This is a genomic window from Pseudomonas coronafaciens pv. oryzae str. 1_6 (genome assembly GCF_000156995.2).
Lineage (GTDB): Bacteria > Pseudomonadota > Gammaproteobacteria > Pseudomonadales > Pseudomonadaceae > Aquipseudomonas > Aquipseudomonas tremae.
Genome location: NZ_CP046035.1, coordinates 3,823,770 through 3,837,952 on the forward strand (window position 1 = coordinate 3,823,770; position 14,183 = coordinate 3,837,952).

Sequence of the window (14,183 nt, forward strand, 5' to 3'; positions counted from 1 at the left end):
CCCTGCTTTCATGGCTGCTCTTTAGCTGTACGTGCTGTCCTGCAATACTACCTGCAATGGCCTGCGACAAGCGTGGCTTTGGGCAGATCAACTGCGAATGGCCTAGGCTATTCTGCTGGAAATCCCAGCTGTGTAGAAATTGATGCCTGCAATCTCACGCTCCGTTGGCAAAAATGTTTGGCAGAGATCCATCAGATTAAACCATTGAATTTTTTAAGTCTCGGCAGTAGAGGTTGAACCCATTTATAACTTTAAAGCCGTGTATTTTAAATAAAATAAAGCAGCGGAAAAATGGATTCAAGTTAATTTTAATTTAGTATCGCAAGTGGAATTTCTTTTTGAATGGAGCCACTCACCGCCTGATGTGGTTTCGTAGTGAACCCATCCGTGAAGCACTAAAAACGACAGTCGAGGACGCAAGAAATCAACTGAAGTCATCAACAATTGCATAGAGAGGAAATGAAGATGGAGCGTTATCCAAGCATTGGTATCGGCGCGCACACTTCTCCTAACTTTCGCCACGAGGTTACTGAAGCCCTTCAAAAAATTGACGAGCGTCCGAGTGGCAGACGTCTTCTTCAAGAGGTTGAGGCATTATCCGATCATGATAAAAAAGTGACTATAGTCGAAGCAGGCCCAGGACAAGCGATTGTTGCTAAACCCAGGCTGACTCCAGCACAGTGGGAGAACTTAGGAAGTAATCCAGATCAGAAGACATTTGATAAAGCGTTGATAAAAAATGCAAGCGGAAGCAGCGCTTTTAGTAAACGGGGCGTTGCTTCTGAAATCCCTTGGAGTAAGCATACCGCGGAGCCCAACCTTAATGAGCAAGGTGTTCCGGTGGAAGGTGCCAACCCCGAGATTGCGTATGTTGCACTTGCTCATGAGCTCATTCACGCTAAGCATCACTTGGCTGGCACTCTCAAATATGGTGGTGAAGTGACCAGGTCTGCATCATCCGCTTCCACACCGTCTGGCAAGGAAGAGTTAAGAGCAGTAGGGCTTGGCAAATATGCAAACTCAGGGGAGCCCAGCGAGAACTCCATCCGACAAGAGCATGGCTTACCCTTGCGGCGAACCTATGCACGTTCTGGAAATTGGTAAATACAATCTAAAAATAGTCTGATAGTAAGCAGTTAATTAAAAAGGGTAAGCCGAAATTTTCAAAAGTTTCGGCTTATACCTTTCGAATTGGCCAAGTGCCACTGACTATCGTCCTTTGAGAGCGGCAATGAGTGGAACATCGCTAAATTTGGCTTGTTCAAATGCTTGTGTATCCCAACGTCCTGACTTTAAGGTTAGACACAACATACCCACTCTTAGCGGTGTGTTGCAGAAGACAATGCCATCCAGTATTTTGTAATCAAGGGGTTCGTTCATTGCTAGAAAACCTGATCTTAGTTGCTCACAATGGAGTTATAAGTTGCAACTGTCTTGTAGACTATCAGTCCTAACTCAGCCGCCGTATACGCCCAGCCTGCGACAGGGATCGCGCGAGCTATGAAAGCAGCGATGCTCGGCGTTCTGCGAATGTGCGAGGGACGCCAGCCTACTATTGATGGAGCCCTAAGCCCTGAAAAAAGTGGTGACGCCATAATCTGAGGTTTAGGGATCGACATAACGTCTGCGGAAACGGTTTTATAAAACTGTTTTTTTATCGTACCTGCCAGGCTGCAAGAGGGTTGCGGACAGGCACTGGTCTTAAGTGCAAGTTCTTATCGCTGCTCCCTGAAACTCTAACCAGTCGATTAAATGAAACGGCGCGGCAGGGCGGCGTCTCACACTAGAACACCTACATGATCCAGTGAGGCTCTATGTGCAGCCATTACGAAGCACCGTCACCGCACAAGGTAGCCGAGGCGTTCGGCGTAGCACCGTTTGAACAAGGCAGACTCGATCTGTGGCCTGGCTACATAGGCCCATTCCTACGCCGTTCAGACGAACGCGCAGAGGACCACGATTCTCAAGCACCTACAGAGGGGCTTACCTGTAGCGGCTTGCAATCGAAAACGGCCGTGCTCGCAATCAGCGTGGAGCTTCTTGAGCGACATATCAGCCAGCTTTAAATCTTTCTTCGGAACCCACAAGCCCTGATGACCACATATTAAACCGCGTACCAAAAGTACGGGGGTGTGGTTCATGCAAGGCAAAAAAGGCGAGGAAGCGGTTTCTACGGATTGTAAATGAGTGTTCTGAGCTTGTTTTAATGCATCATCACGGAGCTCAGCCACTTTTCATACAGAGCTTCAGTGATGCAATGCCGTGCTCTTCTGAGATCAGTGAGAAGATAAGAATCAATGGCGGTTAACAAAGCAGCCTTCACCTCTGGGTCGTTGTTACGGCATCTTGTGTTCATGACCAGCACCAGTGCGACCAGCCTGCTGTCGATCTTTCTAATCGAAGTGTTGACCGTGGTTTACATTGCGATGCTGCGTGACGACAGCTTGCTGGCTGCGTTCGCTATAGCCAAAACCCTGATGTTCTTCCTCATTTCGATGATCCTTGGCATCGCCGTGGCGGTCTCGACAATCGTTTCGAGAAGCCTCGGCAGCGGCCTGCCGGATCAAGCCAGACGCCTCGCCAGTAGTGGTGTGCTGCTTGCCAGCATGGCTACCGTTTGTGGCGCTGCGCTTGAGCTAATAGTTCTCGACCAGGCCATCAGCATGTTAGGCGGAGAGGGCGACAGTTTTACCGCGGCGCGTGAATATCTGTGGCTAACCCTTCCGGCTTCGGTGCTGGTCGCTGTCGAGCAGCTATGCGTGCAGATCCTGCGCAGTGCAGGCTTCGGCAAACAGGCGATGTGGACCCTGCTGACGGCGACGGCCGCCGTTGCCATCGCAGATCCGCTGCTTATTGTGGTGTTCGATTTAGGCCTGGTGGGTGCCGGCATCGCCTACCTGATATCGAGCCTGGTATCGGCCTGTCTGGGGTTTTACTACGTTCACCGAGTCGCCCATTTGACCTGTCGGGTCAGCCTGAAGAACCTGTCAGGTGACATCAGAAATATCGGACGAACCGCCTTGCCAGCGGTGACTGGCAACCTGGCGACTCCAGTGGGCATGGCCTACGTAATAGCTGCGATGGCGCCGTTCGGGTCTCAGGCGCTGGCGACTATCGGGGTGATCGACAGGGTCATTCAGGTTGCTTTTTGTGTCGTGTTCGCCTTGCCCGGTGCGCTGATCCCTATATTGGGCCAAAACCTGGGCGCAATGAACACTGCTCGCGTATCGCAAGCCATAAAGATGACATACGGGTTGTTGATCGGCTACGGCTCAGTGACCTCGCTGTTACTCATTCTGCTCGCTGAGCCATTAGCCAGCTTGTTTCATATCGCCGGTGAAGGCCAGGTCGTGTTCTTCGCGTTCTGCCGATGGGGCGGCGCCCTCTGGACGCTCATCGGGCTGCAATTCATTGCCACCTCAGTCTTCCTCAGTATGGGGCGACCGGCTTACGTCACACTGTTCGGCTGGCTGCGCGCCAGCCTGGGAACCATGCCGTTTGTGTGGTATGGGGCACATAAATTTGGCAGCGTCGGGGTAATGCTCGGGCAGTTGCTGGGTAACACCATAGTGGCCTTTTGTGCCTGCTGGCTCGCGCATCTGCTCATGAAAAAGATGTTGGACATCGAGATCCATTCAATAGGGAACCGATCCCTACACCGGAGTAACTCATAGTCCACGTTTTGCCCACCCTTTGCTGTCGTCAGGTGGGCAGGATGTCCAGGAAATCAAAAAACGGACTATAGAGGACTCGCATGACTGCCTACGATATGGAAAAGGAATGGAGCAGAATTTCCAGCACTGCCGCTAAAATCCACCAGAACAACGATTTTGAAGGATTCACTTATCAGGACTTCAGAACCCACGTACCGATCATGGACAAGGACGGCTTCGCGGCACAGACTGAACGCTGTTTAAAACGCAATGAGCGAAACTGCCTGATCGGCTTTACCAGTGGAACCAGCGGCAACCTTAAACGCTGTTATTACTACTACGACTGCGAAGTCGATGAAGACAGCTCCCGCTCCAACGTCTTTCGCAGCAACGGCTTCATTCAACCTGGTGATCGCTGCGCCAACCTGTTCACCATCAATCTGTTTTCTGCCCTGAACAACATCACTACCATGATGGCCGGTAACTGTGGTGCTCATGTGGCGTCGGTGGGCGACATCACCCTGCTGACCAAGAGTCACTTCGAGGCACTCAACTCGATCAAGCTCAACGTACTGCTAGGCGTACCATCGACCATCTTGCAGTTCATCAACGCCATGCAACAGCACGGCGTGCACATCGACATCGAAAAGATCGTCTTCAATGGCGAAGGCCTGAAAACCTTTCAGAAGAAAATCATCAGGGAAGCCTTTGGCGAACAGGTCTCCATTGTCGGTGTGTATGGCAGTTCCGAGGGCGGCATTCTGGGTTTCACCAACAGCCCGTGCCACACTGAATATGAGTTTCTGTCCGACAAGTATTTCATCGAAAAAGAAGGCGACAGCATCCTCATCACCTCGCTGACCCGAGAGAACTTCACGCCGCTGCTGAGGTATCGCCTAGGAGACACCGCAACCCTTTCGATGAAAGGCGACAAACTCTACCTGACAGACATCCAGCGGGAGGACATGAGCTTCAACTTCATGGGCAACCTCATCGGTCTAGGCATCATTCAGCATGCTATCAAACAGACACTGGGCCGCTCCCTTGAAATTCAGGTCCACTTGTCAGTGACCGAAGAGCGCAAGGAACTGGTGACCATTTTCGTTGAGGCCTCTGAAGTCGATGAAGACGAACGCGCCAGAATCGAAACAGCCATCGCCGATATCCCCGACATCAACGAGGCGTATCAGAAAGACCAAGGCAGCGTGTCGGTCCTGCGCAAGGATGCCAGAGACTACGCGGTCTCGGAGCGAGGCAAAATGCTCTACATCATCGACCGCCGAAACTGAATGGCTGATGTGAACGAGTGAGTAGCTGCACTGACGGGGCCTTTGGCGGTGTCGGTGCAGTTTTTTAGAGGATTCGGGAGCGCCAGAGGTCAGAGTCCACGAAACTGAAACGAACAGGCTAATATTTACACGCTTTTGGATCTTCGACGCGAAAGTATCGATGATAGAGAATCGCCTTTCTCGTAGCGAAACTGTTCAATTTCCAAACTCCACCAGCAATCACGGAAGACGCACATGAAAAACTTTATTTATCTCGTAGCCCCCAATGATATTCAGATTGATCGGGAGTCGAGTCCCCATACTGCTACAGTGCGAGATGCGGATGACAAACCGGTACTGACAGTTTCCGCCAGCCTACCTGACGAAGAAATACTGCATGCGATAGACACGTTCAATCTTGTTTATGCGCGGGGATTTAAACTTAGCACACGGTAAGGAGGATAAGACGGCAAAGGCTCGTGTGTAGGCATTTAAACCCCTACACATCGAGGGCAGCTGGAGAAAGAAGATGCTCCGTCACCGGCTCAGCTGACAGACATGACAGAGTGACCAACAAGCAGTGTCTTCACTCTGCCAGGCCATCGTCGCTGCGAAACAAGGGGGCCTGATCCCTGTAGGCATTTGCCGTGGGTCAATCCGGGACTACGACTGGACAAGCGCAGACTTGGCTAAAGCGGACATCAATAACTTTGCTTTCTCTGGATGCGTCACATCATCTGGACCTACTTGCTCTACCACACCCAATCCTTCTGAGTGTATAGCTTTTGGTTTAAATAGCAGTTTCGCCGCACCCGGCACTGAGGCCAGTAATGTCAGAGGATCATACAGGTTTAGTTTCGTCACTTTAGGCCAGATATCATCAAACGATCTCTCTTTATTTTTATCCTCTACTGTTTCAGTCTGTGCATTCGGCATGAACGTCCGAAAGAACCATGAGTCATCCAACCCAGGAAGCAATCCAGCTTGAATACCTTCCCAGAGGCCTTTCAGCGCACTCTTCTGAACGTCTCTCAGGTAGTGGCCTACTGGGTGTCCGCTCCCTGCTATCCCTTCGTAAAATGAAGGCGAAACCGCCGTTTTATAAGCTGCCTCCTTTGTCACTATACGAAGTGGAATGCCAAGCTCCTGCGCTTTTCGATAAAGACTGCGCGCGGCATCCATGTCGGTCGCATTATTGTAAGCGCGTGCATCAGGCTGTACAAAACCATCTGCGTCCTTCAAAGGCTCGACTCCGCCCATAATGGTGATGTCATCAACCCGCTCACGCACGATATCCGGGTAGGTAGTGATAAGCGCATTGATATCACTCATGCCTGCAATTACGACAATACTAAGTCCATGTGGCGCACGGGTCAGGCGCCTGCTCATGTCCTGCAAGCTGTCACGGTGTATTTCACCAGGTCCTGCCCTTAAAGCATGACCTTCCAGTAAAAACTTGGCATGCTCCTTCGACTGAAGCGAATTCATTGCGTAATCCCGACCACGCGACACATGCACGTCATGCAACTCAAGCTTGTTGAACACGCCTTTGGCCATCTCGGCACGTTGAGAGCGAACTTCAGCATCACCCAGTGTCGCCACTACATCCGTGATATGCACAAAGCCCTCAGCCTGCAATTGCTTGCCCAAGGTGTAGGTCACGACATCATCTGGGTCCTTATTAGGATCAGTAAAAAACCACGTATCCTTCGGTAACCGGGGCTTGTGTAATCTCAGTTCGGTGATGGCCATGTTTTCGTCTGAGGTCAAATGAGAGTCACATGCGCCCACTTGTGCAAGCATCGTGCGCTGTGCAGCAGTCAATAACTTTGGCGCACTTTTCGACCGCTCTAAAACTGGGCCACTCATACTTGTCTGCTGAGGAAGCACTGATTGCACGCTACTTTCCGATGAGGTGCGTGATATTTGTTTTGACTGATCTAGGATGAGAGGTGAGGTGGTATAGGCTGCGGTGATAGGACGATGCATTGAGTCGACCTCCTGGATAGATGAACCTGCTGTGTGGCAAGCAACGCCGTTTTGGTTTCATCACTATGATCCAGTGCTGCGCGCTCCGGGTTACAACATTTGCGGATTTGATTTGAACCGCTGATATGTGAACCACGCTTTGCTCGGTCCTATAAAAATCGGTATGTACGATTTTAACGTCGGGTAGGAAGACTCGCGGTTAAGCTGATCGAGCGCAGCATCGGGCGCGTGGCTGAAACTGTTATTGAACGTCAAACCGTTCGAGACTACCTTTCGCTCAATAGCCTGCAGACAATAACGCTGACTAGTTTCAAACGCTGGTATCGCACGAGCGGTCAGATAATCGGTTGGCACAAACGCGGAGTTGATCTGGCCGGCAGCTCTAGGTTTTGTACGAAAAGTCGGTAGGGGTAGAGTTGCCGCCATGATTGGCTGGAGGCCCGCATGGCAAAGCTTTACGAACTCTCCGACGCATCGTGGGAATTGATCAAGGATCTGGTTTCTCCCGAGCAGAAAATGGGTCGCCCACGTAGTGATGATCGTCTGGTACTCCACGGAATCCTTTGGATTTTGTGCTCAGGTGCTGCCTGGCGTGATCTGCCGGAACGCTTTGGGCCTTGGTCGACGGTGTATCAGCGTTTTCGTGACTGGCGCGATGACGGAGCGTCTCGAATTAAAAAAGACCGTACCTTTGATCAATTTATTGAACTCGACTCCGACTTCTGGTTATAGCGAGACTGTCATCTCACACGAGGCCAAAGCGCAGGCATTGCGTCAGATATCGGACGCACCGGAGATGGAATATGAATTCGACGAGTTGGAGGATATTGCTCGCTGGATCAGAGAAAATGCTGCAGGCGAAGTGGTTTCCAGATTGCGGCGGAGGAAGACACAGCCGCAATCGGCGAAGGCAAGACATCGATTCAAGCGCCTGACGGCTATTACAGGATCCCCTGGAACAGTAGATCTTCAAAGTGAGTCAACGATACGCTGGAGCCCAAAATGCCATCATCGTAAGCACTCACCAAAGCACGCATTTTTTTCAATAACCGTGCACAACAGCCGATAACAGCCACGCACTGCGTCAGGATGAAAAATACGCCCGACCTCCAGTATGTCTTAAGCAGCATTCCGCCTTGCAACTTGAGATAACGGCTTGCCGGCGCTATGTTTCGTGACAAACGGCTGCTTGTCTGGGTGCGCATCGCGCTCAAACGGTATCGCCTGCCTTCGGCTTCGAAAGACTTGCCAACTGTTTTACAGATCGTTGCTTCAACGCCATGGCGGATACGCAGAGGCGCTATCTGATCATGACGATCTGCAACGCAAAAAAAAACCTGGAAATCCGCATTTTCATGGGCCTTCCAGATTTTCGAAATGGTGGGTCGTGTGGGATTCGAACCTACGACCAATTGGTTAAAAGCCAACTGCTCTACCAACTGAGCTAACGACCCTCTGTTGTGTGGCGCGTATATTACTGATTTTTATCAGTAATTCAACACCTATTTTGAAAAAATTTAAAAATAACGCGTCGGGTCGGTCATGCCGGCAGCAGAAAAGCCTTCTGCGCGCAGGCGACAGCTGTCGCATTTACCGCACGCCCGACCTTGATCGTCGGCCTGATAGCAGGAAACCGTCAGCGAGTAATCGACGCCCAGAGCGCTACCGGCCTTGACGATATCCGACTTGCTCAGGTTCTGCAGCGGAGCCCTGATTGTGAAGCCCTGCCCTTCCACACCGGCCTTGGTCGCCAGGTTCGCCATGCGCTCGAAGGACTCGACGAACTCGGGACGGCAATCCGGGTAGCCGGAGTAATCCACTGCGTTCACACCAATGAATATGTCCCGTGCGCCCAGCACTTCAGCCCAACCCAGCGCCAGCGAGAGAAATACGGTATTGCGCGCAGGCACGTAGGTGACCGGAATGCCTTCTGAGGGTGACTCAGGTACGGCAATGGAGCTGTCGGTCAATGCCGAGCCGCCAATGCCGTTGAGGTTCAGGCCAATGACCTTGTGCTCGACGGCGCCCAGATCGCGGGCGACACGTGCAGCTGCATCCAGCTCGGCGCGATGGCGCTGGCCGTAGTCGAAGCTCATGGTGTAACAGGCGTAGCCCTCAGCCAGCGCCATCGCCACAACGGTTGCCGAATCCAGGCCACCCGACAGCAGGATCACGGCTCTTTTACCGGTATTGGTCAATTCATTCATCTCAGCGCCCCGGCTCGTCATCCCAAAGAATTTTGTGTAACTGCATCTGCAGGCGTACCGGCAGGTTATCAGCAACGATCCAGTCGGCCAGGTCACGGCCTTTAAGCTCGTGATGACTGGCAGAGAACAGAACTTCACCTGCACGACGCTCAAGGCCGTACTGGATGAGCTTGGAAACAGCCCAGTCGTAATCCTCGCGTGAGCAGATGACGAATTTGACCTGATCGTTCGGCGTCAGCAGCTCCATGTTCTCGTAGCGGTTACGCGAGACCTCTTTTGACCCTGGGGTCTTGAGATCGACAACGCGACTCACCCGAGGGTCCACTGCAGAGATGTCCAGAGCGCCACTGGTCTCCAGCGACACTTCATAGCCCGCATCACAGAGGCGCTTGAGTAGCGGGATCGCGTTGGGTTGGGCAAGCGGCTCGCCGCCGGTCACGCAGACGTAACGAGGGCGATAGGACGCAACTTGTCCGACGATGTCGTCCAGCGTCTGAATAGTGCCGCCACTGAACGCGTAGGCACTGTCGCAATACTGGCAGCGCAGAGGGCAACCGGTCAGGCGGACAAATACGGTAGGCAGGCCAGCCGTACGGGTTTCACCCTGCAACGAGTGAAATATTTCGGTGATGCGTAATGTGTCTTGCATATCAGCCACGGGCGTAACAGCTAAACAGGCCGTCCGCCTCCGTCAGGCACTTCAAAGGACCCTGCCATTGCAGAATCCGGAAAAGCGTAAGGTGTACCGGAATTTCGGGGGCGAGATTCTAACGAAAAAAGCCGCGACTGGCGCGGCTTTCTTGATCAGCGGGTCAGGAGGTCACAAACGCTGAAGATCACGTTGCGCCAACTGGGCAGCCGATGTACCCGGATACTGGGCTACAACCTGCTGCAGAATGCCTTTTACCTTGTCGGTATGACCTAGGCGACGTTCAACATCTGCCAGTTTGTACAGAGAATCAGGCACCTTGGCATGCTTCGGGTACTGCTGGCTGACTTTTGCAAACGCCTGACCGGCACCTTGAAGGTCACCCTTGGCCAGGTTTACCTCGCCCAGCCAGTACTGGGCATTGCCCGCGTACGAACTGTTCGGGTATTTGCGTAGGAAAGCGGTAAAAGCCTGACTGGCCTTATCGAAATCCTTCGCCTTGATCAAATCGAAGGCAGCTTCGTAATAGAGCTTTTCCTTCGCCGGGTCAGGAGGCTCGGTGCCTGCTGCCGGAGCCTGGGCTGCTGAAGCCGAAGGCGTCCCACTGGCGTCGATAGCGCCACCAGAAGGTTGAGAATTATTGGTAGCCGGAGCGGCAGTGCCACTGGCTATACGTTGATCGAGTTCCTGATAACGCTCCAGAGCTTCCTGCTTCATGCGCTGGATATCGTTTTGCTGGACCTCTACAACACCGCGTAAGCGCGCGATTTCATCCTGCATTTGCTGCAGCTGCATGAACAGCTGACCTTGCGCCGAGGCAGGGGCCGTAACCCCTCCCCCGGCGTAGGCGCCGGACGTGCCATAACCCGCTGGCGGATAACTGCTGCTGCCAGAGCCAGAATTATTATCGACCACAGGTGCCGCACCCATCGCTGAAAGCGGAAGAGTGAGGGCCAAAACGGTTAGAGCACGTCGGCACGTTCGCATGTCAAATTACTTACGCAGTTCGACGCGACGGTTCTGAGCCCACGACTGCTCGTCGTTGCCGGTAGCAACTGGACGCTCTTCGCCGTAGGAAACCAGTTCCAGCTGAGCTGGGGAAACACCTTGCAGAACCAGGTAGCGTTGAACGGCTTTCGCACGACGCTCGCCCAGTGCCATGTTGTACTCACGAGTACCACGTTCGTCGGTGTTGCCTTCCAGAACAACGCGAGCGCCGTTAGCTTTCAGGTCTTTGGCGTGAACATCCAGAGCGCGCATGGCTTCTGGCTTCAGGTCCGAACTGTCGTATTCGAAGTAGAAGGTGGTGATTGCACGCAGAGCAGCTTCTTCGCTCAGGGAGCCGTCAACGGCACCAGAGTTAGCGCCGTAACCAGCGTTAGGATCAACAGCAGCACCGCCAGCGCCGGCGTTGTCGCCGCCCTTGGACGAGCAACCTACAGCTACAGCCATGGCCAGAGCCAGCGCAGCAAATTTACCAAACTTCAGCATTTCCATCTTGAAACTCCTAATGAACCCCAGTGTGTTAAGCAAAACGTGTAGCGCCGCGTCAGTTCAGGTAAGGGGACCAGGAAGGTTCTCTGACTTCGCCTTGAGCGGTAGGAAGCGGGAGCCTTACGCGTCCGTTAATGGACACGAGCATCAAGACTCCCCGGCCCTGCTGGCGGGTGGCGTAGATTACCATGGTGCCGTTGGGCGCAACAGTAGGCGACTCATCAAGGTTGCTATCTGTGAGGATTTTTACGCTACCGCGGGCCAAATCCTGCACTGCTACCTTGAAATTAGTGAAGCCGTCCTGCCTGTGAATCATCACCAGCGTCTTTTCATCGGCTGACAATTTCGGATTGGCATTGTAGTTACCCACGAACGTTACCCGTTCGGCACCACCGCCATTGATGTTCGTCTTGTATATCTGTGGCTTGCCGCCACGGTCCGACGTGAAGTATAGCGTAGACCCGTCCTTTCCGAAGAAAGGTTCGGTATCAATTGCACCGTCGTTGGTGACACGACTCAATTGACGCGAAGCCAGGTTGATTACATAGATTTCCGGGTTACCGTCCTTGGACAGAACGAATGCCAGCTTGTTGCCATCCGGGGACCACGCAGGAGCACCGTTCAGGCCTTCGAAGTTGGTGATCTGCTCGCGACGACCCGTATCGATATGCTGAACGAAGATGCGCGGACGCTTCTGTTCGAACGACACGTAAGCGATACGCTTGCCATCAGGCGCAAAACGCGGCGACAGAATAGGCTCGCGGGATTGCAACAGGGTTACCGCTCGAGCACCGTCGTAATCCGAACGCTGCAGAGTGTAACGCGTGTTGTTTTCCGAGAAGCGTTCGGCCGTCACGTACAACATGCGGGTAGAGAACGCACCCTTGATACCGGTGAGTTTCTCGAACGACTGGTCGGCGATGTAATGCGCCATGTCTCGCAGTTGATCGTTGGTACCGGAAACGTTACCGGTCAGTACCTGCTGCTCGGTAGCCACGTTGAACAGTGCATACTGAATCTGCAGACGTCCGCCGGCTGGCGTGATATTGCCCACCATAACGTATTGGGCACCCAGCGCTTTCCAGTCACGGAAAATGACTTCGCTGCCTTGGGTCGGCAAGCTGATCATGTTCTGCTTCGGAATTGGCGCGTAATAGCCGGAGTTGCGCAGGTCGTTGCTCACGATCTCCGCCATGTCTTCCGGTAACACGCTCCCGCCCTGCCAACCGAATGGCACGACCGCAATTGGTGCCGCGCGGTCACTGCCACTGGTAACCAGAATGTTCTTTTCTTCTGCCGCCACTATTCCGGACGCGAAACAGAGAACGACCAGCAGTCCTCGAAAAAGGTTGATCACAAGGCTAGATCTCCAGGTGTGAATGTCATCTTGAATGAACGATAGGGAGCGAAGTCAGCCGGCTTCAGACCCTGCATTTCTGTCAAACGTCCAATGTTCTTCACCGCTGCAACTGCAGAGCTGTCGAACGGTCCGTCACCACTGGACTTTGCAATCGATACCGAAGCAATCGTACCGTCCGGCAACATCCCTATCTGCAACGTTACTGACATGTTGTTACGTGCAGAAGGAGGACGACTCCAGCCTTCCGACGCTCGAACACGGATCAGGTCATCGAAACTGCCTGCCGTTTCATCGCCACGCTCGTCAGCCAGAGCCTGTTGCCGTTCCGGTTTGTCGGAAAGCAAATCGGCCAGTGCCTGCGCCTTCTTGTCTTCGGCAGATTTGCGAGCAGCTTCCTGAGCCTTCTTGGCAGAGTCGGCAGCGGCTTTTTTCTTGGCGTCTTCGGCAGCCTTTTTCTTGGCATCCTCGGCAGATTTCTTCTTGGCGTCCTCTGCGGCCTTTTTCTTGGCCTCATCGGCAGCCTGTTTCTTGGCTTCTTCGGCTGCAGCTTTCTTGGCGTCTTCTTCGGCTTTTTTCTTCGCCTCGTCTTCAGCCTTTTTCTTGGCTATGTCAGCCAATTGCTTGTCTTCAGCCTTTTTGGCGTCAGCGACCTTCTTGGCTTCGTCGGCTTTCTTGGCATCGTCAGCCTTTTTGGCCTCCTCTGCTTTCTGCTCGGCCTTCTTGGCTTCGTCGGCTGCTTTCTGCTCTTCGGCTTTTTGAGCCGATTCTTCTTTCTTTTGTTCCGCAGCTTTTACAGCTTCCTGTTTGAGCTGCTCGATCTTTTTCTGCTCCAGCTGTTCGACTTCAGTTTGTCGCGCAGCGGTTTTCTTCGCCTCACCGGCAATCTTCTGGTTGGTCTGGGTAGTGGCCTGGCTCTTGGACTTGAGCTGATAGAGCGTTGCCTGAACGATAGGCTTGGCTTCGGGCAGATCCGGAGTCATGGCAAAGCTGACGAACAGCATGCCGAAAATCAGAATATGCAATGCCACGGCCCAGACACTGGGCCAGAAGTAGCTTTCCGAGGCGGACGGCTCTCGAATCGGCTGCATCAGGGTGCCTCGGTAATCAAGCCAACATTCCCGACCCCAGCCTTCTGCAGCCCGCCCATCGTGCCCATGACCGAGCCGTAATCGACGGTCTTGTCACCACGAATGAAAACCTGCGTCTGCTTGCCTGCGTCACGACCGGCTGCGACGATCTTGGTCACGGCGGCGGTCAGTTGCGGCAGGGTCATTGCCTTGTCCATCTGCTTGTCGGTATCGACTTCGCTGCCAAGGTTCCAGTAATAGGTCTTGTCAGCCTTGATCGAAATGGTCAGGACCTGATTGTTGTTGTCTTGCGGCAAAGCCTCGCTGGAGACCTTGGGCAAATCGACCTTCACGCCCTGGTTGATCATGGGAGCCGTCACCATGAAAATCACGAGCAGCACCAACATCACGTCGATGTAGGGCACTACGTTCATTTCGGCGACCGGCTTGCGTTTTCTGCGACGATCTCGAGCGATTAAAGCCATGGGGAATTACC

The 14,183-nt window shown here is 53.2% G+C and carries 13 protein-coding genes, 1 tRNA gene and 3 pseudogenes; 6 read left to right on the forward strand and 11 right to left on the reverse strand.

Annotated features, from left to right (window positions below; all coding sequences use genetic code 11):
- The first annotated feature begins 465 nt into the window (after positions 1–465).
- Positions 466–1,104 carry a XopG/HopH/AvrPtoH family type III secretion system effector gene (gene xopG, locus POR16_RS17075; protein ID WP_024689564.1) on the forward strand — a complete coding sequence of 213 codons (639 nt, stop codon included), beginning with the start codon at positions 466–468 and terminating at the stop codon, positions 1,102–1,104.
- 293 nt (positions 1,105–1,397) lie between these two features.
- Here xopG and POR16_RS27270 read toward each other — a convergent pair whose 3' ends face one another.
- On the reverse strand, positions 1,398–1,670 hold the full coding sequence (locus POR16_RS27270; protein ID WP_474707168.1) for an STM2901 family protein: 273 nt from the start codon (positions 1,668–1,670) through the stop codon (positions 1,398–1,400).
- A 144-nt stretch (positions 1,671–1,814) separates the two neighbouring features.
- Between POR16_RS27270 and POR16_RS26635 the strand changes: the two are divergent.
- The 4 genes and pseudogenes from POR16_RS26635 to POR16_RS17090 form a co-directional block, all read left to right on the forward strand.
- A pseudogene (locus POR16_RS26635) lies at positions 1,815–1,994 on the forward strand (SOS response-associated peptidase); the annotation flags it as partial.
- 303 nt (positions 1,995–2,297) lie between these two features.
- Positions 2,298–3,674, forward strand: a complete 1,377-nt coding sequence (locus POR16_RS17080) for an MATE family efflux transporter (protein WP_005892020.1) — start codon at positions 2,298–2,300, stop codon at positions 3,672–3,674.
- Positions 3,675–3,754: 80 nt separating this feature from the next.
- Entirely contained in the window at positions 3,755–4,942 is a 1,188-nt protein-coding gene (locus POR16_RS17085; RefSeq protein ID WP_005892018.1) for a phenylacetate--CoA ligase family protein, read from the forward strand.
- Between the two features lie 234 nt (positions 4,943–5,176).
- On the forward strand, positions 5,177–5,377 hold the full coding sequence (locus POR16_RS17090; protein WP_042932390.1) for a hypothetical protein: 201 nt from the start codon (positions 5,177–5,179) through the stop codon (positions 5,375–5,377).
- A gap of 207 nt (positions 5,378–5,584) precedes the next feature.
- Here the strand turns inward: POR16_RS17090 and hopQ1-1 are convergent, their stop codons facing one another.
- Together hopQ1-1 and POR16_RS26640 are read right to left on the reverse strand one after the other, a co-directional pair.
- Positions 5,585–6,790 carry a type III secretion system effector HopQ1-1 gene (gene hopQ1-1, locus POR16_RS17095; RefSeq protein ID WP_005892015.1) on the reverse strand — a complete coding sequence of 402 codons (1,206 nt, stop codon included), beginning with the start codon at positions 6,788–6,790 and terminating at the stop codon, positions 5,585–5,587.
- Between the two features lie 267 nt (positions 6,791–7,057).
- Positions 7,058–7,288 (reverse strand): annotated as a pseudogene (locus tag POR16_RS26640) (hypothetical protein); the annotation flags it as partial.
- 66 nt (positions 7,289–7,354) lie between these two features.
- Between POR16_RS26640 and POR16_RS17110 the strand changes: the two are divergent.
- A pseudogene (locus tag POR16_RS17110) lies at positions 7,355–7,574 on the forward strand (transposase); the annotation flags it as partial.
- Positions 7,575–8,288: 714 nt separating this feature from the next.
- Here POR16_RS17110 and POR16_RS17115 read toward each other — a convergent pair.
- The 8 genes from POR16_RS17115 to tolR all read right to left on the reverse strand — a co-directional run bounded on the left by POR16_RS17115 (position 8,289) and on the right by tolR (position 14,172).
- Positions 8,289–8,364 (reverse strand) — tRNA-Lys (locus tag POR16_RS17115).
- Positions 8,365–8,427: 63 nt separating this feature from the next.
- Positions 8,428–9,117 (reverse strand): 7-cyano-7-deazaguanine synthase QueC, encoded by a 690-nt coding sequence (gene queC, locus POR16_RS17120; RefSeq protein ID WP_005892007.1) that lies wholly within the window; start codon positions 9,115–9,117, stop codon positions 8,428–8,430.
- A gap of 1 nt (position 9,118) precedes the next feature.
- On the reverse strand, positions 9,119–9,766 hold the full coding sequence (queE, locus tag POR16_RS17125) for a 7-carboxy-7-deazaguanine synthase QueE (RefSeq protein ID WP_005892003.1): 648 nt from the start codon (positions 9,764–9,766) through the stop codon (positions 9,119–9,121).
- Positions 9,767–9,937: 171 nt separating this feature from the next.
- The gene (gene ybgF, locus POR16_RS17130; protein ID WP_054991122.1) at positions 9,938–10,753 is read right to left on the reverse strand and encodes a tol-pal system protein YbgF; all 816 of its coding nucleotides are present in this window, start codon (positions 10,751–10,753) and stop codon (positions 9,938–9,940) included.
- Positions 10,754–10,759: 6 nt separating this feature from the next.
- Positions 10,760–11,263, reverse strand: a complete 504-nt coding sequence (pal, locus tag POR16_RS17135) for a peptidoglycan-associated lipoprotein Pal (RefSeq protein WP_005891998.1) — start codon at positions 11,261–11,263, stop codon at positions 10,760–10,762.
- A gap of 52 nt (positions 11,264–11,315) precedes the next feature.
- Positions 11,316–12,566, reverse strand: a complete 1,251-nt coding sequence (gene tolB / locus POR16_RS17140) for a Tol-Pal system beta propeller repeat protein TolB (protein WP_371903820.1) — start codon at positions 12,564–12,566, stop codon at positions 11,316–11,318.
- Between the two features lie 47 nt (positions 12,567–12,613).
- Positions 12,614–13,708 (reverse strand): cell envelope integrity protein TolA, encoded by a 1,095-nt coding sequence (gene tolA / locus POR16_RS17145; protein WP_024670226.1) that lies wholly within the window; start codon positions 13,706–13,708, stop codon positions 12,614–12,616.
- A complete protein-coding gene (gene tolR / locus POR16_RS17150) occupies positions 13,708–14,172 on the reverse strand; it encodes a protein TolR (RefSeq protein ID WP_002554654.1) in 465 nt (154 codons plus the stop codon). Before tolR ends, tolA begins: the two co-directional genes overlap by 1 nt.
- Positions 14,173–14,183: the final 11 nt, after the last annotated feature.